Origin of the sequence: Lysinibacillus sp. NPDC056232, from assembly GCF_042267565.1 — a bacterium.
GTDB lineage: Bacteria > Bacillota > Bacilli > Bacillales_A > Planococcaceae > Lysinibacillus.
Genome location: NZ_JBHJTF010000016.1, coordinates 56,438 through 75,979, shown reverse-complemented (window position 1 = coordinate 75,979; position 19,542 = coordinate 56,438). Strand labels below are relative to the sequence as shown.

Sequence of the window (19,542 nt, the reverse complement as noted above, 5' to 3'; positions counted from 1 at the left end):
TGGGATGCAGTTTTTACCTTCTTCAGAATAATTTTGAAACGAAATTAAAGAAGTCTCCCAGCTATATAGGACTAGGGAAAGGAGTTCTTTGTGAATCGCAATATGCCGAGGCTATATTTTCAGGAGCTTGGACTATAGTTTTTTAATAAGTCTTCTACTGAAATACCGTTGATTGTAAAACCGTTAAGATTGCAATTTGTAATCTCTACATTTTCTAAATTGCAGTTTGTTATTGTACTTCCTTTAAAAAAGCAGTTTTCAAACTTTAGAGGTCTTTGTTCTACCCCTGGTTGATGATTCGGATGACACTTAGGTGGCATCCCGATATTGTGAATGTATGCTCCTCCTAACTGGGCCCCACCAATTTCAAAGTCACTAAGGTCAGCATCATTTATTTTAAAATTACATAGTTTTGCATTTACAATCGAAGTTCCCGATAAATCGGCGTTTTCAAAATAAAGATCATTGCCGGATATATCAATAAATGTAGAACTTGTTATATTCGTTGACTTTATTTTTAACGCTTCTGGTACATTACTCATATTTTCTCCCCCCCTCTAAAGTATTTTTCTCACTGTAATACATTATTCTGTAAAAATGAGAATGATTCCATCTTCAAATAGTATTCTTTTATAAAAGGAAGGGACCTACCCTGATAAAATGATTATCCCCAATGAAAAAGAGTACATCATTATTAGGAAGATGCTTTTTGCTTCAGAGGTAATTTTCTAATATGATCTAAATAAATATTTCTATTCTAGGAAGACGAAAATCCATCCGGTTTCCGTCCGTAAAGAGCATAAGATACGCATATGACTGATCAAATTCCACATCATAAGATTGATCATTTTTATCAGGTTCTTGAATCATCAGTAAGTCTACGTTTAACAATGATGTATCCTAAACGAAGAGATTTCAGTGACTACATAGACGATATAATAATTTTTAAAGATGTCCCTTGGAGCATTTGGGTTTGTTCCAGAATCGTTCATATAGACCGCTCTAATTCGGTCATCTTATCTAGATGATTCTAAAAATAAATCAACATTTGCTTTTCTGCAACCTTTCTTAGTTCCACAATAAAGAACAGATAACCCTAATTAGTTATCTGTCTTCTTCAAATTATTTTTTAAACGGATCTTCTGATTCATATAGAAAACTTTTCTCAAGATTTTCTTTTGTTTCAGCATTAACGGTTTTCTCTTTTGCTTCTGCTTGTTCACTAGCCGGAGCTTCGTCATGTGAAGAACAGGCAGTTAGTAAGAACGCAGCCATTGCGCCCATAAATAAGAATTTTTTCATTGCTATAACCTCCGCTATTGTTTAGTTACGTTTAGAGTGCGCAATTACACTTAGAATATAACGGAAATGACAATGATAAATTTTGTTTTTGTAACAAAAAATGAAAAATAATCGTTAAACAATAAAAAGAGGATATAAGTGTGAAAAGAATTTTAAGTTTTATCACAATTTGTGGATTGGTATTAGTAGGTTGCTCACATAAAGAATCAAACAGCAAAATTCAACAGGATGATAGTTCGATACTTGTTGAGGAAGTTTTAGCCAAGGAAAATAAGTGGGAAGAAAGCGAGTATTTCACATCAGAAAATTTAAGCTTGATTGGTCAACCACAATTATTAGGATTTACGCATAGTAAAGAAGGGAAATTATTTGCTAGTAAACCTGGAAAATACGGCTGGCACTTTTGGGGAGAAAGCGTAAAAACAGGAGAATTCCTTAGTGTAAAGGGTACTCACCAATTAACGCATAATGAAATTGAATTGGTTACAGATGCTAAGTTACTTGGACCGAACAGTGGGGCAGATATCCATGCTCCGACTAATATGACTTTCCCAAAAAGCGGTATGTGGAAGCTGGATGCCTATATTGCTGGAAAGTTATTCGGTAGTATTTATGTAAAAGTGGAGAATTAAATCTTCAACAATTGAAAAATACCAGGCAATCTTCGAAAAGAGCCTGGTATTCTTCTTATTTACTAATGACAATAGACAGTTTTACTAGATGAAGAAATAGAATTAGATACTTATATAACTAGAAGTGGTGATGAAGCAATTTTTAGTCCATTTCTTGATCCTACACTTGATACACAATATCCCCCTACGGATGGACCAATTAAACAAAAACTAAAGGACATTGGAGATAATCCTAAAAAAAAGAATCAATTAGTTTACGAATTCAGTTTTATGCTTAAAAATATAATTGGCTATAATAATAGCCAACATATTACCAAGGATATTTAATTAAGAAAAAAACAGCCATACTAGATGTAACATAACACCTAATCCGGCTATCTTATTATGTCAATTTATTAGAAATTTATATTCTACAATTATATTTCAACCTCTGTTTCAGACAAATTCAATGCTTTTCCGCCCACCTTTACCTCAATAATTTCTTTCGCTTGAGTGGTTAACGCTATAACTATTTCTGAAGGTTTTTTCATAGAGTAACCTTGCTCAACAGATATATTAATAACATGTTCAGCTTTGATTTTACCATATTTATATAGATAACATGAAAGGGCACCATTGGATGTACCAGTTGCAGATTCTTCTGGAATTCCATATAAAGGTGCCAAATTTCTACAGTGAGCATTTGAACCCTTTAGTGATTCAAGGGTAAAAATATGATAACCAATGGTATTATATTTACTGCTGATATTTGTTACTTTTTCAAAATCTGGCTTTATAGAATTTAATATATCTAAGTTTCTAATCGGTACAAGTATATCCCTAAGGCCAGTAGATACAATTTGCACTGGTAGATCCACCAACATTTCATCTATAGTAATATTTAAGGAATCTGCAATTTCCTCCTTGTCTATTATTTCATAATAGCTTGGAGCATTTTGATCCATCATAATTGATAGGTCTTCCATTACTTCTACATTTAAAATTCCAGCCTTTGTTTCTTGAGAATATTTTCCTGGTTTAATATATCCTTGGCTTGAAAGTGTATAGAACGCTGCTATCGTTGCATGGCCACAAAGATCAACCTCTTCATTAGGTGTAAAGAATCTAACCTTGAAGTCAGCAAGGTCTGACTTCATGACAAAAGCAGTCTCACTAAAACCGATGATACCTGCTATTTTTTTCATGTCCTCATCTGATAGATAATCAGCGCTAAGTACCACTCCGGCAGGGTTCCCTCCCTCAATGGATTTTGCAAATGAATTTAATGTATAAACTTTTAACTTCATAATATGATCCCTCCAAATTGTATATCGATTTTATATTTGCACGATTGTCCCAACATTCATTTCTTCTGCTTTTGATACAATATATTTTGAAACTGCAAGATCCTGCAATGCTATGCCAGTACTATCAAAAATCGTAATTTCTTCATCACTTATACGTCCTTTCGCATTTCCAAGTATGAATTGTCCGATTTCAGTCAAATTGTTTTTGCCTAATATACCAGCCCTTATAGCACTTTGTGTTTCTCCGACTGTCGATGCTTGTGTAATATCATCTACATATACAGAAGCTACCTCAAAGATCTTTTCATCTATTTCCTGTTTTCCAGTCATGTCTGCCCCCACACAGCTGAAATGTATGCCTGGCTTAATCCACTCCTTAAAAATCAGTGGTTTTCGCGAAGGCGTTATCGTAATTACTGCATCGGTTTCTTCCAAAGCTTTCACTGGATTTTCTACAGCTACAAACTGAACTGACTCAATTCTTTGTTTCCAGCTCTTATTATAAGTATCGTTGATATCATTTATGATTTTATCTAGTTCCGTCTTTATTGAATACTGGAATTTTGATGCATTTTCATATTTTACGGGGTCATATATATATACCTTGTTGATTGTCTGAACTTGAGATAGAGTGGCTGCTATTTGAAAAATCGCCTGAACTCCTGTACCTACAATCATTAGTGTTTTTGAATCTTGTTTTGACAGGTGTTTCACGCCTATTGAACCTGCTGCTCCAGTACGCATTCCTGTCAAATAACTTGCATTGATCATTGCCTTAGGAAACCCATTCTTCAAATCAAATAACATAGTCAGCCCAGTTATAGCTGGAAGCCCTTGATTTTTATTATCACCAAACCATGAAACGAGTTTTAATCCAAACACATCTTCTTCATTAAGCATCCCTGATTTAATATCCATTTCTGCCCTACCCTCAAAAATCACCTCAGATACCATGGAGAATAGTCTCACCTGATTGTTGGCTTTAAGCGCATAGGCTTTTTCTACACATGCTACTGTATTCTTGATATCAAGAATGTTCTTAACATCATTATCACTTAGAATTCTTATTGGTACCATAGTTATCATTCTCCTTTAAAATTTTAATATCTGTTAATGTAATTGTATTTGAACAACAACAAAAAGTCTCCAACCATTCTTGGTTGTTATTTAACCAACCAAATGATATGGTAAAAGTACTATGATTTTGGAGGAATTTTATGTTGGATATCAACTGGAAACCTGATAGAAATAATCCTGATCGATTGAATATACAGATTGTTAACTTCATAAAAGATAAAATAGCAACTGGAGAATGGCCAGTTGGTTTCAAATTGCCAAGTCAGCGGACACTTTCTGAAATTTTCTGTGTAAACAGAAGTACCGTAGTATCTGCCCTTGAAGAGCTGGCAGCTGAAGGCCTTATTAGCGGTAATGCTGGTGGAGGTACAAAAGTAATAAACAATACATGGACATTAATGTCCATTAATCATTCATATAATTGGCTTCCCTATATATCTTCGGGATTACATCAAACAAATCAAAATATAATGCAGCAGATCAATCAGGCTGAATTCCAACCTGATATCATCCGAATGGGTTCCTGCGAACCTTCCCCTGAATTAATACCTAACAAAATGATTCAGGGCGTACTAAAAAAACTGTCTAAGTCTATGGCATCGCTGGGTTATGAAGAACCAAAAGGAAATATCCAGCTAAGAAGAGAGGTATGCACATACCTTAAAACAATAGGAATAGAAGCTGATCCATCCTCAGTTTTGATTACCTCTGGTGTTTCGCAGGCACTGCAGCTTATTTCCCTTGGCCTTTTGCACACGAACTCAGTAGTATATGTTGAAAAGCCATCCTACCTATACTCTCTTAGAACCTTTCAATCGTTCGGAATGCAGCTTTCAGGAATTAAGCTGGATGAAGAAGGTATAGAAATAAAAGAATTGATTGATCGACATAGGCGGAGAAAAGGAGCAATGCTTTTTACAATACCTACTTTTCAAAATCCTACCGGGAGTGTCATGTCACTTGAAAGAAGAAAAACGCTTGTTGATGCGTGTGATAGGGAACGTTTGCCTATTATCGAGGATGATGTATATAGGGAGCTTTGGTTTGATGAACAACCTCCACAGCCAATAAAGGCATTTGATAACAATGGACTTGTATTATATATTGGTGGAATATCGAAGAATTTAAGTCCTGGTCTCAGGATTGGATGGATTGTTGGATCAGAAAAAGTCATTGAAAGATTGGCAGATATAAAAATGCAAACTGATTATGGAACCAGCTCACTCTCCCAGAATGTAACCACAGAACTATTCTCTAGTGGTCTTTATTATCAGCATAACGATATAATGAGGAAAAATGTTAAGATCCGAAGAGATGTTGCTCTTGAAGCATTAAAGAAATATTTTACCGGCATCGGTACATGGAATATCCCTAGGGGCGGATATTTCATCTGGCTTAAGTTAAATGAAGGTATATCCATGTACCAGCTTTTTACTAAAGCCTTAAGTCGGAAAATACTTGTTCACCCTGGAGATTTGTATGAGTTTCACTCTAATCAATATTTAAGAATTTCTTATTCTTATGCATCCTTAAATGAAATTGACTATGGAATTAAAACTCTTTCAGAATTGGTAGCAGAACAAATTTTTTAAATTTCATTTAGAGATTTAAATATGGCAGATAATTATAAAAATGAGTATTGAATAACCACTGTATGAGATTCGAAAGCATCATCAACTCCTCTAGTTCCTGAAGTTTTGAATCATTAATCTATCTAATTTTCTAAAAAAACAATTGTCTTATAACTCAAATAACCTATGCGCAGAACCCGAACTTTAACACAAATATCCATAGTTCTGCGTATTTGTTCGGCCCCCTAAAGCAAACTTTCCCCAAAATAATTAGTCTGAGGGAACACAAAACCCACTTCAATTTTTACTCAAAAACCTCCTAAGCTTTAATATGAGACTATTACTACCGAAAGATCTTAAAATGTTTGTTCAAAATGAAGAGGATGCTAATGAAGTAAAAAAAGTTGGCTTTTTCAATGTCGAAGTTTTACAAGAAGATACTTTTTTTGAAGGTATTCAACTAATCAAAACAAAAGGGGAGCATGGCAGGGGAGAAATTTTAAAATTAAATGGCCAAGCATGTGGTGTTGTCTTGAAACATCCAAGCGAAAAAAATTATATATCGCTGGAGATACTGTTTGGTATGAAGGAGTTCGAGAAGTGCTCGAAAAAAATCAACCAGAAATTATGATCGTTAATGGGGGAGACAATCAATTTTTAGAGGGAGGCTCTCTCATAATGGGGAAAGATGATATTTTTGAATTATCCAAAGCCGCTCGAAACGCAAAAATTATCGTGAGTCATATGGAAGCTATCAATCATTGGACATTATCAAGAGAGGAATTAAGAAACTTTATCAATGAAAGAGGAATTGCTGCACATGTATTCGTGCCGGAAGATGGAGAAGAATACACATTTTAACTTCTTTCAGCAAATGTTTTCGTAGCGAAAGTGAAACGTCAGCTACAAATGTTTTCGTAGCGAAAGTGAAACGTCAGTTACAGAAGTCTCCCTCCGCTATATGTGGTGAGATGAATGCAGATTTAAACTACTTTTCAGCGGGTTTCCAAACACCCGCTGAAATAGAGGAACTTAGTCTAAGAACGCCACGTCCTGTGGCAATTTATCTGTGCGAAAGCGAAGCGTCAGCAACACGGTTTTATCTGTGCGAAAGCGAAGCGTCAACAACAACAACACACGGATGTCACGGAATTTGAAAGGAGTTCTTAGGGGATGTTAGCCTAAAATCATCGCATCCATGCGAAAACGGCTAACTGATCTGCATCGTGCAGGCATAATTGATTAAACTGAGAATGTGATTTTCGTGTAAAAACAGATAGCCATTATTAGTCATCTGTTTTACTTGTTTATTTTAGTTATTAATTTCTAAGCGCATAGTACGGCTCGTTTCTTTATATCCAAGTCTTTTATACAAGGTAAAAGCGCCATTATTTTCTGCTAAGACGCTTAACTCCAAATAATCTAGTTTACGTTCTGCTGCCCATTCTTTTGCCTCTTGTAGTAAAAGTGAACCAATGCCCTTGCTTTGGTATTGTCCTCCAACAATTACATCCATTACATATGCATAACTATGCTGGACGATACAAGAATACGGAGGAGTAGCTAATTCTTGAATTAGTAAAAAGCCTGCAATACTGTTATCTATTTCAGCAACTATAATATCTGATTTTTCTTCCAAAATTGTGTTTTTAAGAAACTCCACATCCTGTTTTGCAGGCGCTATGTAATTTGGTTGTAGTTTTGACATCTCTAAAAACAGTTCTGCATATAATATTTCTATTTGTGGGATCTCATTTATTGTTGCAATTTTTATATTCATGTTCTACCTCCATTTGGATTTTATTTTATTTTTATTCTACTATATTCTGAGATCTTTGGAAATAATCAGTGGATTGGATAAAAAACTCATATAGTTAACACAGTATAAACCGCATAGGATTTCCAATACTAAAGCTGTTTTTAAAAATAGTCAGTATGAGAAAGGAGGCGTTCTTCAGTGAGATTTTTAGCATGGGGAATTATTGGCGGAGCTGCAATTTTTAGTGTGCTGAAACGTTTTGGGATGATAAATTCAAACAATGCACAACAAATGACACCGTCCTCTCAGCAAGGCACGACACCAGTACAATTAGTTGCAAACAGTAATCCACTTACCGCAAATACACCAAAACAGTAAATAGAATAAGCAACATCAAGCCTATAGACTTTTGCTTTGCCAATGGTCTATAAGCTTGTACATAAAAAACTGGATAGAGGCAATAAGAAAATATTATATTATTCTTTACAAGGAGTGTTGATTAGGAAAAAATAGGTTTATTATTGAGCGATAAAAGAATTTTTGTTGATATTTTGCTAATATATTCTCATTGTAACTGATTGTAGCGTAGGGCTTCTGTCGCTTTACTTTCGTCGCAGAGCAAAGCTTCCCGCGGGAAAGCGAGTAGCCGTAGCGGAACTCCGAATTAATTTAAATGTATAAAAATGGTTAATAAATACATCTGATTCTTTACTGAATTAGCAATTTTACATTAAAACATCTCGACACTCCATATATTTGGAAGGAGAAATTTTTGAAGATCATAGAGAGGATATTGAATGCTATATTGCTGAGTTTAATGGAGAAGAAGCAGGGATTGTTAGCTTCAGTCATGAGAAGTGGCATAATGTGTTAAGAATTAATGATATTCATATTGATCAATCTCGTCAACATAAAGGGATTGGTAGTAAACTCATGGCTTTGGTCAAAAAGCGAGCAGCAGAAATAGGAGTGAGGGCGATTGTATTAGAAACACAAACTTCTAATTTTCCTGCTATACAATTTTACCGAAAGCATGGATTTCATCTTATTGGATGTGACCTAATAAGTTACTCCAATAAAGATATTGAAAAAAGGGAAGTAAGAGTTGAGATGGGACTTGTTCTTGAAACATAATTATCGAAAAAATGGGTGTATACTGTGGCTAGCTGAAGATATGTTAAAAGATGAAGGAATAGAAGTTGCGAATGATTATTTTGATTTTGAAAAAGGGAGAGCACGTTTTTAATCGTGTTCTCCCTAAGAAACTATTTATTTACTTTGAGTTTGAAGCGCTAATTTAACGCCTAACCCTATATAAACGAAACCAACAGCCTTTTCAAGCCAACGCGAACCATTGTTTGTTGTTTTCGTAAAGATTTTTTCACCAATAAAGCTTGTAATAATCGCTAACAAAATAGTATACAAAGTGCTCATCACAACAAAAGTAATGCCTAAAATTAATAATTGTACAGTGATGGATTGGCCATTATGTTGAACAAACTGTGGTAAAAACGCTAAGAAAAATAATGCTGTTTTTGGATTTAAAATTTCCGCTAAAAACCCTTGTCGGAACGAAGTACTTGCTGGACTTTGTTCAACAGTAGGTTTTTCAATTTTTTGTGGCTTTGTTAGTAGCATTTGAATACCTAAATAAACAAGATAGGCAACACCAATATATTTCACTACTTCAAACGCAGTGGCAGATTTCATTAAAATTGCGGATAACCCTAAGACAGCTGCTGACGTATGGACTAAATCACCTAGTCCAATTCCTAGTGCCGTGAAAATACCGTTCTTTTTACCACCCTTGAGCGTTTGCGTAATGGTAATGATCACAGCGGGACCTGGAATTAAAAATAAAAGAAAAACTATTGCAATAAAAGATAACATGTTTACCCATCCTATTCTAATAAACTAAACATTCAAGTAAGACAATAATAAAATTGACTTAATGAATGCAAAAAATATTATATGCTATCTTCTATATACCTGTCGATAATGAAATACTGAAAAAAAGCGAAAACAATTATTTATAAAAATCAGAAAATATTTTGGTGATATTTGCTATTGAAATATAGTCAAAGAGTTGTGGTGAATATAAAAAGATGGGATATATCTTTTGCCATTCATATTACTTTGCTCTCATTGCTTAATTACTGAAGATTTATGTTTAAAAGTCACATCTAAAGGGATGTGACTTTTATTTTTCAAACACAATAATAGTACCAACTACTAATATTTAATGTTAGAATTAGGTGATAAAAATATTGGAGGTTTTTTTGATGCTAGATATTCAACAAATACAAGAAGTTTTAAGACATCGTTATCCGTTTCTATTAGTGGATAGAGTATTAGAATTAGAAGAGGGGAAGAGAGCAGTAGCCATTAAAAATGTAACGATAAATGAAGAGTTTTTTAATGGACATTTTCCTAATTATCCAGTAATGCCGGGTGTATTAATTGTTGAAGCATTAGCCCAAGTAAGTGCCATTATTATGCTTACAAAAGAAGGGAATCAAGGAAGACTTGGATTACTGGCAGGTATTGATAATTGTCGCTTTAAAAAACAAGTGAAACCTGGTGATCAACTGCGTCTAGAAGTGGAAATTACACGTCTAAAAGGTGCCATTGGTAAAGGGCGGGGAGTCGCAACAGTTGACGGAGAAATAGCATGTGAGACGGAGCTTATTTTTGCATTCGGAAGCTAAGCCCATTCGATTTTAGAGTACTGCAATATACCATTGCAGTACTTTTGTTCTGTATTTAAAGGTATCTTGGAATATTTGTTGAATATACATAATTAATGGATTGTTTTGAGTGGAGGTGTTTATATGAACTATTCCTTAATTCTTTATATAGCACTTGTATCATGCAACTAACCATTCTTACAAACATTACATTATTAAATGGTGAATGGAATGGCATAACAATGTGGCTATGTACAAGTATATTTATTTTCTCAACAGCAGTTTTCATCTCAGGTAGATCAAATATCAGAAGTTCTAATAAAGATAATCCTAAATAAAATAAGACAAAAGAGTTGATCATCACATAATCAGCTCTTTTTTTGCTCAATTTTCGAAATGTACATGTGTTTTGATTCATTTAGTTACAGTATGAGAACTTTATGAAGGGGAGATTTTATATGTCGGAAAACACACCATTTATTAAAGATGTTCCTGATGAAGATGTGAAATTTTCTGTTATCATACCTGCTCATAATGAAGAAAAATATATTGGTGGGTGTTTAGAGTCAATTGCAAAGTCTGCACAACCTTATAAAGATCAAGTAGAAGTTATCGTTGTGCTCAATCGTTGTACGGATAAAACGAAAGAAATTGCACAATCCTACAATTGCGTGACATTGGAAAATAACGATAAAAATTTATCTAAAATTCGAAATGCTGGAGCTGCGTTAGCAAAAGGCGAAATTCTGATTACAATTGATGCTGATACTCGAATGACAGAACACTTGCTATCAGAAGTTGAAAAGCACCTAGCATCAAATCAATACATCGGAGGAGGCGTGAACGGCAATTTTGAAAGAATGTCTTTAGGTATAGTAGTTTCTAGCATGCTACTAATTGTTCCTTTATTGTTCAAGTACGGTTTTATCTCTGTGGGGATCTTTTGGTGCTATAAAAAAGACTTTCAGGCAATAAAAGGTTTTAACGAATATATGCTAATGGCAGAAGATGCTGATTTTGCTAAGCGATTAAAAAAATGGGGCAAGAAGAACGGTAAAAAATACGGAACGATTAAAAATGGAATGATTACTTCGTGTAGACGTTTTGACCATTATGGAGACTGGTTGTTACTGAAACGTCCAGATATAATTTTTGCTTATCTCAAAGGTACGAATAAAAAGGCAGCTAATGAAGCCTACTATGATGATCAAGCAAGGTAATGTTCGAATAGCTCGTATTTCAGCTTGAGCATAATGGAGACCACTTCGCTGTAAAAAAAGTGGTTTTTTATGCGTAATTCTTTTGATTTTCTAGAATGTTTTTCGTAGATACTAAACTTACAATAAAATTTTGTCGAAAATAACATACAACCTTTCCGTCCCTTCATATAATTTAAGTAGCTGAAAGATTTGGGTGACTATGTTTAACTTCTTTTAGCAGGTGTCTAAACACCCGCTGAAATAGAGGAGCTCAGTCTAAGAACGCCACGTCCTGTGGCAACGACTGAGTGACCAACATCACGTTGGCCCAAAGCCTCCGGAGGATGTCTCGGAATCGGAAAGGAATTTTTTGTGCAAAGCCGAGTCCGGACGCAATTATGCCGAGGTCATAATTGATCTATAAACAAGTTTTCTATTCTAAATAAGGTCATTAAATCTGGCAAACCAGTATGAGAGGATGAGGGGGTTGAAGCATCCCGGCACAAATGTTTTTGAAAATAAAGAGGAACTATTCATACCTGAAAAAGCATTAGATAAAGATTTTTGTGATCGATTAGTGACGAAAATTCACAAAAATATACTAAATGAAAATATAGCAAACGATGTTTATATGTCATATTTCGTGATTTTTGATCAACAATATGAATTGAAAGAAATTCGATATTTACTAGATGTTTTGAAATTACAAGCAAATGAAATTATTAGATCAAAGCCGATGTTTATTACATTATGTGGTGTGCTATTATCGTTGATTACAATCATCGCCTCTGCTATTAATACAAAGCTGATGATTGGAATCTCATTTGTCCAAATAGTTGCTCTCGCAGTTTTAAGTTTTAATGTAGCTGTATTGTTTATTTCCTATAAAATAGAAAAAGAATATAAAAAAATATACGAAGTCATTAAATTAATTGACTATTACTTAAGTTTTTATAAGTAGGGGTGGGAACTATGCAAAATATTATTGATCAATTAAATTTATGGATAAATAAGGTGCCAGAAGAGTTTCATCAAATGTCTGAATCAGAGATTTCACAACGTTCAGTGCCTCAAAAGTGGTCGAAAAAAGAGGTATTAGGCCATTTATGCGACTCTGCCATTAATAATCTAGAAAGGTTCGTTAAAATACAATACGAGAAGGAACCCTTTGTACTAACTCCGTATGATCAAGTTCGGTGGGTAAAAATCCAAGGGTATCAAGAGTTACCAATTGATGAAATATTGAATTTATGGGTGAGCTTAAATAAAAAAATCCTAAATGTTATTAAAAATATCCCCAATGAAAAGCTAACCCTTCAATGTGATATCGGAAGTAATGAACTCAAGACCCTACAGTGGCTTATCCAAGACTATCTGGAACATATGGAACATCATTTGAAAAAACAGATTTTAATAAAGAATGAACAATTTTTGAATAGTAAGTAACATGAGTCGCTAATCAATTGGCGACAAATTTTATCTAACAATCCCTGGAAGGACAACCTCTAACTTCAATCTGTTTTCGCTTCAGAGAATACCCGGCAACAAAAAATTAAAAAAGAGCATTTTTTTTAGCATTTCTCAAATAATAAGACTAAATATTTATTTGAGGAAGTGAAGAGTTGAAAAAATTCTTGTTGTTATTACCTATTTGCCTATTAACTGTCTCCTTTTTTTATGTAAAAGTCGGCGCAGAAAAATATGAACATAAAGGGAGAAAGTATTATGAAGAAGCAGGACAAATTGTTTGGGAAATTAATACAGATGAAAAAATTATTGCCCTTACCTTTGATGATGGGCCGCATCGAAAGTACACATCTCAGATTTTAGATGTGTTAGCCAAATACAATGCAAAAGCAACTTTTTTTATTGTCGGTCAAAATGCAGAAAAAAATCCTGAGGTTGTAGCAAGAATGTATAAGGAAGGTCATGAACTAGCCAACCATACATTTACCCACCCCTTAAGAACGAATGTCCCGAACTTACTTAAGGAGATAAAGAAAACGAATGAAACCATTCATAACATCACAGGAGTTACTCCTACTTTATTCCGTCCTGTTGAAGGGCAGTATTCAGATGCAATGATTGAAGCGATTGCTAAAGAAGGATATAAAGTTGTTATGTGGTCATGGCATCTAGATACTTTAGACTGGAAAAGTCCAGGGACAAATAGAATTGTGAATACTGTATTAAAAGGTGTTAAAGAAGGTAATATCGTTCTTTTTCATGATGGAGGCGGAAATCGTCATCAAACTGTGAAAGCAATGGGAAAAATATTAGATGAACTTGAAAAGCAAGGATATCGATTTGTCACAGTTTCTGAATTACTCGACGTGCAGCGTAAAAAAGGCAAAATCAAATAAGTATCCGTACTGTTTAAACTTCAACTAAAATGTGTCACTTTATCATTCTTTTTATGTGCTGTAACTCAGAAATTAAATAATCAATTTGTTAAAAAATAATCAATTATTTTCCATGTGAAGATCAGGCTAATATATAAATAGCCTGATTTTTTTATTTTCTAATCATTTGGAGCTGTTTGTTTTAGTTTTAGTACTTTTTTCAAAGGGATTTAAACATTACTCAAAAAAGGGTTCGATACAAAAAGAAAGATTACATTTGCTTAAAACATGTGCCATGATATAAGTTGAGTGGAGGCTGGGCGACTCTTTGGGAACTAGCTATGCTCAGGATCAAAAAAAGGTGAAATGACACCGTAATCAATAGGGGGGATTGGCGTTGGGTAATGTTGAATTAATAGAATTTAATGATGAACTTTTAGAGGGAATTGGGAGCTACTGTCTTAGAAGCAAGAAGAAATCAAATGGATATTTAAATAAGAATAATTGGCTGAATAATAGATTTGAAGAAGGCTTGAAATATGTGCAAGTAATCGACAATAAAAAACAAGTCGGGTTTATTGAATATACAGAAGCAGAAAATTCCTCAAGAGTGGTTCATGCTGATGGTTATTTAGTCATTCATTGTTTATGGGTAAATGAAGTTGGAAAAGGATACGGTACTCTATTAATTAATAAATGTTTAGAAGATGCAAAAAAACTTGCAAAAAAAGGTGTTGTTGTTATTACGAATTCAACAACGTCTTGGGCGCCAAGTAAAGAAATATTTTTGAAAAACGATTTTCAACTTATTGATACGGCACCATATGATTTTGAATTACTTGTCTACCCTTTGAGCAGCGGAGCCGAACAACCATATTTTCCGAATGATTGGGAGGATCGATTAAAAAATTTTAACAACCTGACGATTTTACGTTCATTCCAATGTCCATATGTCGAAATTGCAACAGAAAATATTATAGCCGGTGCCAATACATTGAATATACCAGTGGAACTTATTGATCTCAAAGATAGAGAAGCGTTGATGGAACTGGCGCCAACCCCGTACGGTATTTTTTCTGTCATTTATAAGGGACAGCTTCTTACTTTTCATAGGCTAACAATACATTCAGTGATAAAAAAATTAAGAGAACTTACGCAATAACAACAGCGCAAATGATATTATAAATGCATAAGAGTACAGGTAATTTCTAATATTCTATGAGGATTTTAGTTGACTGCTTCGAGGAAACGAGTAAAATAAAAAAGCAGTACCATTATATACCTATAACTTAGCAGATAACTGAGGTGTCTTTAAGAGTACTTCTGAGGCACCTTTTTTATAAAGTCTACAGTAATATCACATACATAAAAAAAGAGCTTATAAAATAGTGATTAGACATGCTGGATTTTATGAAGATTGTTGTAGGACAAGATTTGTCATGAAATTTTGACAGTCTTTTTCTTTTCGTCTTCCCTATAACCTGTTAAGATGGTAATAGTGTGACAACAAGTTAGTGTATATGAGAGTGGTGACAATCAAGATGGATGAACAGAAAAAAGATAGTGTAGAACAGCAGCCAGAACAAATACCCCCCGCTGAAATAAAACCAGCAGTACGATTTGTACAAATGAAACCGTTTAAATTTATCATGCTGATGTTCTTTACAATCCTTATTACTGCAGGCTTAACGATATTTGCGTTAACATTCGGTGAAAAGAAAGTAGTTGAAGTGAAAGTACCGAGTGGGCGTGCAGAATTTACAAAATTATACGAAGCCTATGATTTACTTAAAAACAAGTATTACAAAGATATCGACGATGTAAAAGTGGTCGACGGCGCTATTAACGGCATGTTCGACGCATTAGATGATCCGTATTCTGATTTTATGGCGAAGGACGAAGCAGAACAATTCCAGTCTGGATTGTCTTCTAGTTTCCAAGGAATTGGTGCGGAAATTCAAGAGCGTAACGGCGCTATTACAGTTGTGTCACCTATTAAAAATTCACCTGCTGAAAAGGCTGGGCTATTACCGCAAGATATTATCTTAACTGTTGATGGAAAAAGCATTCATGGGTTAAGTGCATCTGAAGCGGTAGCGCGTATTCGTGGTGAAAAAGGAACGCCTGTAAAATTAACCGTGAAACGAGGAACTAATGCTGAGCCTATTAATATGACGATTGTCCGTGACGAAATCCCGGTTGAAACGGTTTACGGTGAAATGCTTGAAGGGGATATTGCCCATATTCAAATAACGTCATTTAGTGAAAATACAGCAAAAGAATTTGAGAAGATTATTGCAGATTATGAAGGTAAAGCTAAAGGCATCGTTTTAGACTTACGTCAAAATCCTGGCGGCTACCTAGATGCGGCAGTAGAGATTTCAAATTTATTCGTTCCAGAAGGTAAAGCGATTGTACAAGTGCAAGAAAAAGACGAGGAGCCAAAAATTACAACAGCTGTTGCTGGTAAAAAATATAATGTTCCGGTGACAGTACTTGTCGATAGCGGCAGTGCTTCTGCTTCTGAAATATTAGCTGGTGCATTAAAAGAATCTGTTGGTGCTAAAATTGTTGGAGAAACATCGTTTGGTAAAGGCACAGTGCAAAGTGTCGCACCATTAAAAGATGGCTCTAACCTTAAATACACAACAGGTAAATGGTTAACACCAAATGGTAACTGGATTAACGAAAAAGGCATTGCTCCAGATGTTAAAGTGTCATACCCACCTTATGCATCATTACCGTACTTAGATCCAGCTATGGAAATGAAAATGGGCGTGCAATCTAATTCTGTAAAAGCGGCACAAGAGATGCTAGAAGTTCTAGGATATGAGCCTGGAAATGCAGACGGTATTTTTGAACAAAATACAGAACGTGCAGTGAAAAAACTGCAAGCTGCAAATGGTTTTGAAGAAACTGGTGTTTTAACTGGCGATACAACGTATGCTTTAATGGATGCATTACGTGCTAAAATAAAAGCAGATGATCCTCAATTGTTAAAAGCAAAAGAACTGCTAATTGATACACCAGCAAAAACTGAGTAAACTACAAACTAACAAAGTAGCTGTCGCAGTAGGCGTCTCTAATGGCCTCTTGCGACAGCTTTTTTTATAGGAGGTAAAAATGGTGAAGGACGTATATTTATTTAGTGGTTTTTTAGGTAGTGGAAAAACATCCATGCTAACGGATGTTATTCGACAACTAAAGGAAAAAAATTTAAAGCCCGCTGTCATTATGAATGAGCTTGGAAAACTACCATTTGACTCACAGGCTGTGGAAAAGGATATTCCGTTAAAGGAAATGCTAGAGGGCTGTATTTGCTGCTCCGGCGCCGAAAAAACAGAGGCGCAAATTCAATCTCTTCTATTAGATAGTGACTTTGATGTCCTCATTATTGAAACAACAGGTGCTGCACATCCTGTAGAAGCATTAGACGCTGTTTACTCACCGTTATTTGCAGAAAAGTTAAATGTTAAAGGAATAGTCACGGTTGCCGATTCAAAGCTGTGGCTGAACCGAGAAACATTAACTCCGCAAGTGCGCTCTTTATTTATGGAACAAATACGTCACGCACATTTATTACTGGCCAATAAAACGGATTTGCTAACAGAAGCAGAGCAGGCACAGGTTGTTTATGAGCTACAAGGCTTTAATCCTCATGCCTTTATTTTGCAAACTACAAATGGGCGTGTGCCGTTACGATTATTAGAAGATTTAAAGGCAACTGTACAGGTGGATAAACAAGATATTGTGAAAGCGCCGATAGCATCGATGCATCTGGGCTCGCGATTAGTTGAATTTAAAGACGTTAGCTTTACACAAGAGCAATTTGAGGATTGGGTACGTACATTGCCTGAAACTGTGTATCGAATGAAAGGTTACGTGCCAATTGAAGGTGTAAAAAATCCTATGCTGTTTCAATATGCATATGGCATGGTCCAATGGCTTCCAGAGTACGTAAAAATGCCCGCAAAACTCGTGATCATTGGTGAAGATGTAAGTAGATTAAACGTCATTGGTATTGAGTAAACGCTTAGGCTAGTTAAAATAGGAAAATCCTAAAGCTGCTAAATTCTACTTGTCAGACGAAAGATTTGTTCGTATCGTCTTTCTCAAAGTAGAAATTTTGGCAGTTTTTTTGTGTGAGTGCGCGCGAAAATCTATTTGAATCTTGAAAATATTTAATAGCTTTTAAGAGATGTCAACCCTCTTTAAAACGTAAGTATTTCATAGGTTGGTGAAACCTGCTAATAATCAATGCCAATGACCCTCCATTTAACGCGAATCTATTTCTTGGATGGTGTTGCTAGAAGATGCTGGTAAGAAATTTATTAAAATCGTACTTTACGATTGTTTGCAGAGAAGGAGGAATTGCAAAAATGAAAAAAACACTAACTGCAATTTGTGCAACATTTTTATTAGCAGCTCCAATTCAAATGGCTTCCGCTGCAGAAAATACTACAGAGGGGAACACAACTACAGACTGTAATAAAGTTTATTCTTATAAATGGTCAAACCAGTGGTCAAATCATAAATGGCATGTAAATCTACCACAAACACAAGCACCATCAAAAGAAGTACAAGTACCAGAAAATAATCAAACATCAAATAATACACAAGCAACAACAAATAACAATACACAAACAACTCAAAATGATAATACAGCTACTAAACCAGCTCAATCTACACCATCAACAACTACTTCAGATGTGAATGCTTTCGAACAAGAAGTTGTAAAATTAACGAATGCTGAACGTACAAAAGCTGGTTTAGCACCATTTAAAACAGATGATAAATTGATGGCAGCTGCACGTGAAAAATCACAAGATATGCAATCTAAAAACTATTTTTCACATACTAGCCCAACATTCGGTTCACCATTTGATCGTATGAAAGCTTTAGGTATTACGTATAAGAGTGCGGGTGAAAATATTGCACAAGGTCAACGTACACCTCAAGAAGTAGTACAAGGTTGGATGAATTCACCAGGTCACCGTGCGAATATTTTAAATGAGAAATTTACGCATATTGGTGTTGGCTATGTGAAATCAGGTAACTACTGGACTCAACAATTTATCCAAAAATAATTGTAATAAATTGAATAGCTACATTGAATAATAGGGTGTCCACTAAGTCGTAAAAGGCTCAGTGGACATCTTTTTAAATGCAAAAATTCAAACTAAAAATGTTTATATTTTAAAATTTATGGTGTGAAAAACTATTTTTTTCTGCGAAATTAAGGTGCCATAATAGATAAAGGTTGGCTCTTTGCAAAACTAGTGGTTGATTTCCGTTCCGGCTAGGCGCTTTCCTGGGGGCGTCCGATGAGCCGCTTCGCTTGCGCTGCAGGGTCTCGGGCCAACACGATGTTGGTCACGAAGGCGTTATCACAGGATGTGATGGTTTTAGCCTTCGTTCCTCTATCGCTAATCCCCAAGGAGTCGCCTAGCCTCCACTCCAATCAACTTAATCGCATAACATACGTTTTAACAAAATGTCATCCATAATTTTCAGTGATGGAACAAAATTTATTGGAAATTTCAGCCATCTCCATAACGTGGGGTGATTTCCGTTCCGATTGGGCGCTTTCCTGGGGGAGCTGGGGCAACAAGTGTTTTCTGTGCGAAAGCGTAGTGTTAACGTAGCGGCAGCAACAAGTGTTTTCTGTGCGAAAGCGTAGTGCAATG

At 35.1% G+C, this 19,542-nt stretch carries 23 protein-coding genes and 1 pseudogene; 16 read left to right on the top strand and 8 right to left on the bottom strand.

Features of this window, described 5'->3' with window-relative positions:
- Positions 1-119: 119 nt before the first annotated feature.
- The 4 genes from ACFCYJ_RS13680 to ACFCYJ_RS13665 all read right to left on the bottom strand — a co-directional run bounded on the left by ACFCYJ_RS13680 (position 120) and on the right by ACFCYJ_RS13665 (position 1,302).
- A complete protein-coding gene (locus ACFCYJ_RS13680) occupies positions 120-542 on the bottom strand; it encodes a pentapeptide repeat-containing protein (RefSeq protein ID WP_376074479.1) in 423 nt (140 codons plus the stop codon).
- 196 nt (positions 543-738) lie between these two features.
- Complete coding sequence (locus ACFCYJ_RS13675) at positions 739-870, bottom strand: aminoglycoside 6-adenylyltransferase (protein WP_376074501.1); 132 nt, start codon at positions 868-870, stop codon at positions 739-741.
- A gap of 14 nt (positions 871-884) precedes the next feature.
- Positions 885-992, bottom strand: a complete 108-nt coding sequence (locus ACFCYJ_RS13670; protein ID WP_376074478.1) for an aminoglycoside 6-adenylyltransferase — start codon at positions 990-992, stop codon at positions 885-887.
- A gap of 130 nt (positions 993-1,122) precedes the next feature.
- Positions 1,123-1,302 (bottom strand): hypothetical protein, encoded by a 180-nt coding sequence (locus ACFCYJ_RS13665; protein WP_376074477.1) that lies wholly within the window; start codon positions 1,300-1,302, stop codon positions 1,123-1,125.
- A gap of 140 nt (positions 1,303-1,442) precedes the next feature.
- On the opposite strand from ACFCYJ_RS13665, the gene ACFCYJ_RS13660 reads away from it, so the two are divergent.
- Positions 1,443-1,934, top strand: a complete 492-nt coding sequence (locus tag ACFCYJ_RS13660; RefSeq protein ID WP_376074476.1) for a hypothetical protein — start codon at positions 1,443-1,445, stop codon at positions 1,932-1,934.
- Between the two features lie 416 nt (positions 1,935-2,350).
- On the opposite strand, the gene ACFCYJ_RS13655 is transcribed toward ACFCYJ_RS13660, so the two are convergent.
- Both ACFCYJ_RS13655 and ACFCYJ_RS13650 read right to left on the bottom strand, forming a co-directional pair.
- Complete coding sequence (locus ACFCYJ_RS13655; RefSeq protein WP_376074475.1) at positions 2,351-3,220, bottom strand: PhzF family phenazine biosynthesis protein; 870 nt, start codon at positions 3,218-3,220, stop codon at positions 2,351-2,353.
- Positions 3,221-3,250: 30 nt separating this feature from the next.
- Positions 3,251-4,297, bottom strand: a complete 1,047-nt coding sequence (locus ACFCYJ_RS13650) for an ornithine cyclodeaminase family protein (protein WP_376074474.1) — start codon at positions 4,295-4,297, stop codon at positions 3,251-3,253.
- A gap of 140 nt (positions 4,298-4,437) precedes the next feature.
- Here ACFCYJ_RS13650 and ACFCYJ_RS13645 point away from each other — a divergent pair, with 140 nt between their 5' ends.
- The 3 genes and pseudogenes from ACFCYJ_RS13645 (at position 4,438) to ACFCYJ_RS13635 (ending at position 7,025) form a co-directional block, all read left to right on the top strand.
- Positions 4,438-5,889 (top strand): aminotransferase-like domain-containing protein, encoded by a 1,452-nt coding sequence (locus tag ACFCYJ_RS13645; RefSeq protein ID WP_376074473.1) that lies wholly within the window; start codon positions 4,438-4,440, stop codon positions 5,887-5,889.
- 319 nt (positions 5,890-6,208) lie between these two features.
- Positions 6,209-6,729 (top strand): annotated as a pseudogene (locus tag ACFCYJ_RS13640) (MBL fold metallo-hydrolase); the annotation flags it as partial.
- Positions 6,730-6,794: 65 nt separating this feature from the next.
- Positions 6,795-7,025 carry a hypothetical protein gene (locus ACFCYJ_RS13635; RefSeq protein WP_376074472.1) on the top strand — a complete coding sequence of 77 codons (231 nt, stop codon included), beginning with the start codon at positions 6,795-6,797 and terminating at the stop codon, positions 7,023-7,025.
- Between the two features lie 155 nt (positions 7,026-7,180).
- Here ACFCYJ_RS13635 and ACFCYJ_RS13630 read toward each other — a convergent pair whose 3' ends face one another.
- Entirely contained in the window at positions 7,181-7,648 is a 468-nt protein-coding gene (locus ACFCYJ_RS13630) for a GNAT family N-acetyltransferase (protein ID WP_376074471.1), read from the bottom strand.
- A gap of 177 nt (positions 7,649-7,825) precedes the next feature.
- On the opposite strand from ACFCYJ_RS13630, the gene ACFCYJ_RS13625 reads away from it, so the two are divergent.
- Complete coding sequence (locus ACFCYJ_RS13625; protein ID WP_376074470.1) at positions 7,826-8,005, top strand: hypothetical protein; 180 nt, start codon at positions 7,826-7,828, stop codon at positions 8,003-8,005.
- A 378-nt stretch (positions 8,006-8,383) separates the two neighbouring features.
- A complete protein-coding gene (locus ACFCYJ_RS13620; RefSeq protein ID WP_376074469.1) occupies positions 8,384-8,761 on the top strand; it encodes a GNAT family N-acetyltransferase in 378 nt (125 codons plus the stop codon).
- A 135-nt stretch (positions 8,762-8,896) separates the two neighbouring features.
- Here the strand turns inward: ACFCYJ_RS13620 and ACFCYJ_RS13615 are convergent, their stop codons facing one another.
- Positions 8,897-9,517 (bottom strand): LysE family translocator, encoded by a 621-nt coding sequence (locus ACFCYJ_RS13615; RefSeq protein ID WP_376074468.1) that lies wholly within the window; start codon positions 9,515-9,517, stop codon positions 8,897-8,899.
- 392 nt (positions 9,518-9,909) lie between these two features.
- On the opposite strand from ACFCYJ_RS13615, the gene fabZ reads away from it, so the two are divergent.
- The 10 genes from fabZ to ACFCYJ_RS13565 all read left to right on the top strand — a co-directional run bounded on the left by fabZ (position 9,910) and on the right by ACFCYJ_RS13565 (position 19,362).
- Entirely contained in the window at positions 9,910-10,335 is a 426-nt protein-coding gene (fabZ, locus tag ACFCYJ_RS13610) for a 3-hydroxyacyl-ACP dehydratase FabZ (RefSeq protein WP_376074467.1), read from the top strand.
- Positions 10,336-10,772: 437 nt separating this feature from the next.
- On the top strand, positions 10,773-11,534 hold the full coding sequence (locus ACFCYJ_RS13605) for a glycosyltransferase (RefSeq protein WP_376074466.1): 762 nt from the start codon (positions 10,773-10,775) through the stop codon (positions 11,532-11,534).
- Between the two features lie 466 nt (positions 11,535-12,000).
- A complete protein-coding gene (locus ACFCYJ_RS13600) occupies positions 12,001-12,474 on the top strand; it encodes a hydroxymyristoyl-ACP dehydratase (protein ID WP_376074465.1) in 474 nt (157 codons plus the stop codon).
- Positions 12,475-12,485: 11 nt separating this feature from the next.
- Positions 12,486-12,959, top strand: coding sequence for a DinB family protein (locus tag ACFCYJ_RS13595; RefSeq protein ID WP_376074464.1), 474 nt, complete (start codon positions 12,486-12,488; stop codon positions 12,957-12,959).
- A 176-nt stretch (positions 12,960-13,135) separates the two neighbouring features.
- A complete protein-coding gene (locus ACFCYJ_RS13590; RefSeq protein WP_376074463.1) occupies positions 13,136-13,876 on the top strand; it encodes a polysaccharide deacetylase family protein in 741 nt (246 codons plus the stop codon).
- A gap of 376 nt (positions 13,877-14,252) precedes the next feature.
- The gene (locus tag ACFCYJ_RS13585) at positions 14,253-15,017 is read left to right on the top strand and encodes a GNAT family N-acetyltransferase (protein WP_376074462.1); all 765 of its coding nucleotides are present in this window, start codon (positions 14,253-14,255) and stop codon (positions 15,015-15,017) included.
- 379 nt (positions 15,018-15,396) lie between these two features.
- On the top strand, positions 15,397-16,899 hold the full coding sequence (locus ACFCYJ_RS13580; protein ID WP_376074461.1) for a lmo1851 family serine protease: 1,503 nt from the start codon (positions 15,397-15,399) through the stop codon (positions 16,897-16,899).
- An 82-nt stretch (positions 16,900-16,981) separates the two neighbouring features.
- The gene (locus ACFCYJ_RS13575; RefSeq protein ID WP_376074500.1) at positions 16,982-17,884 is read left to right on the top strand and encodes a CobW family GTP-binding protein; all 903 of its coding nucleotides are present in this window, start codon (positions 16,982-16,984) and stop codon (positions 17,882-17,884) included.
- Positions 17,885-18,234: 350 nt separating this feature from the next.
- Positions 18,235-18,942 (top strand): CAP domain-containing protein, encoded by a 708-nt coding sequence (locus ACFCYJ_RS13570; protein WP_376074460.1) that lies wholly within the window; start codon positions 18,235-18,237, stop codon positions 18,940-18,942.
- Between the two features lie 237 nt (positions 18,943-19,179).
- Positions 19,180-19,362: a hypothetical protein gene (locus ACFCYJ_RS13565; RefSeq protein WP_376074459.1), complete on the top strand. Its 183-nt coding sequence runs from the start codon at positions 19,180-19,182 to the stop codon at positions 19,360-19,362.
- Positions 19,363-19,542 lie beyond the last annotated feature (180 nt).

What these genes read in the sequence shown, in the direction of transcription:
- ACFCYJ_RS13680 (WP_376074479.1), bottom strand. Translation starts at nt 542, where the DNA reads ATGAGTAATGTACCAGAAGCGTTAAAAATAAAGTCAACGAATATAACA.
- ACFCYJ_RS13675 (WP_376074501.1), bottom strand. Translation starts at nt 870, where the DNA reads ATGATTCAAGAACCTGATAAAAATGATCAATCTTATGATGTGGAATTT.
- ACFCYJ_RS13670 (WP_376074478.1), bottom strand. Translation starts at nt 992, where the DNA reads ATGAACGATTCTGGAACAAACCCAAATGCTCCAAGGGACATCTTTAAA.
- ACFCYJ_RS13665 (WP_376074477.1), bottom strand. Translation starts at nt 1,302, where the DNA reads ATGAAAAAATTCTTATTTATGGGCGCAATGGCTGCGTTCTTACTAACT.
- ACFCYJ_RS13655 (WP_376074475.1), bottom strand. Translation starts at nt 3,220, where the DNA reads ATGAAGTTAAAAGTTTATACATTAAATTCATTTGCAAAATCCATTGAG.
- ACFCYJ_RS13650 (WP_376074474.1), bottom strand. Translation starts at nt 4,297, where the DNA reads ATGGTACCAATAAGAATTCTAAGTGATAATGATGTTAAGAACATTCTT.
- ACFCYJ_RS13645 (WP_376074473.1), top strand. Translation starts at nt 4,438, where the DNA reads ATGTTGGATATCAACTGGAAACCTGATAGAAATAATCCTGATCGATTG.
- ACFCYJ_RS13630 (WP_376074471.1), bottom strand. Translation starts at nt 7,648, where the DNA reads ATGAATATAAAAATTGCAACAATAAATGAGATCCCACAAATAGAAATA.
- ACFCYJ_RS13615 (WP_376074468.1), bottom strand. Translation starts at nt 9,517, where the DNA reads ATGTTATCTTTTATTGCAATAGTTTTTCTTTTATTTTTAATTCCAGGT.
- fabZ (WP_376074467.1), top strand. Translation starts at nt 9,910, where the DNA reads ATGCTAGATATTCAACAAATACAAGAAGTTTTAAGACATCGTTATCCG.
- ACFCYJ_RS13605 (WP_376074466.1), top strand. Translation starts at nt 10,773, where the DNA reads ATGTCGGAAAACACACCATTTATTAAAGATGTTCCTGATGAAGATGTG.
- ACFCYJ_RS13595 (WP_376074464.1), top strand. Translation starts at nt 12,486, where the DNA reads ATGCAAAATATTATTGATCAATTAAATTTATGGATAAATAAGGTGCCA.
- ACFCYJ_RS13580 (WP_376074461.1), top strand. Translation starts at nt 15,397, where the DNA reads ATGGATGAACAGAAAAAAGATAGTGTAGAACAGCAGCCAGAACAAATA.
- ACFCYJ_RS13570 (WP_376074460.1), top strand. Translation starts at nt 18,235, where the DNA reads ATGAAAAAAACACTAACTGCAATTTGTGCAACATTTTTATTAGCAGCT.
- ACFCYJ_RS13565 (WP_376074459.1), top strand. Translation starts at nt 19,180, where the DNA reads ATGAGCCGCTTCGCTTGCGCTGCAGGGTCTCGGGCCAACACGATGTTG.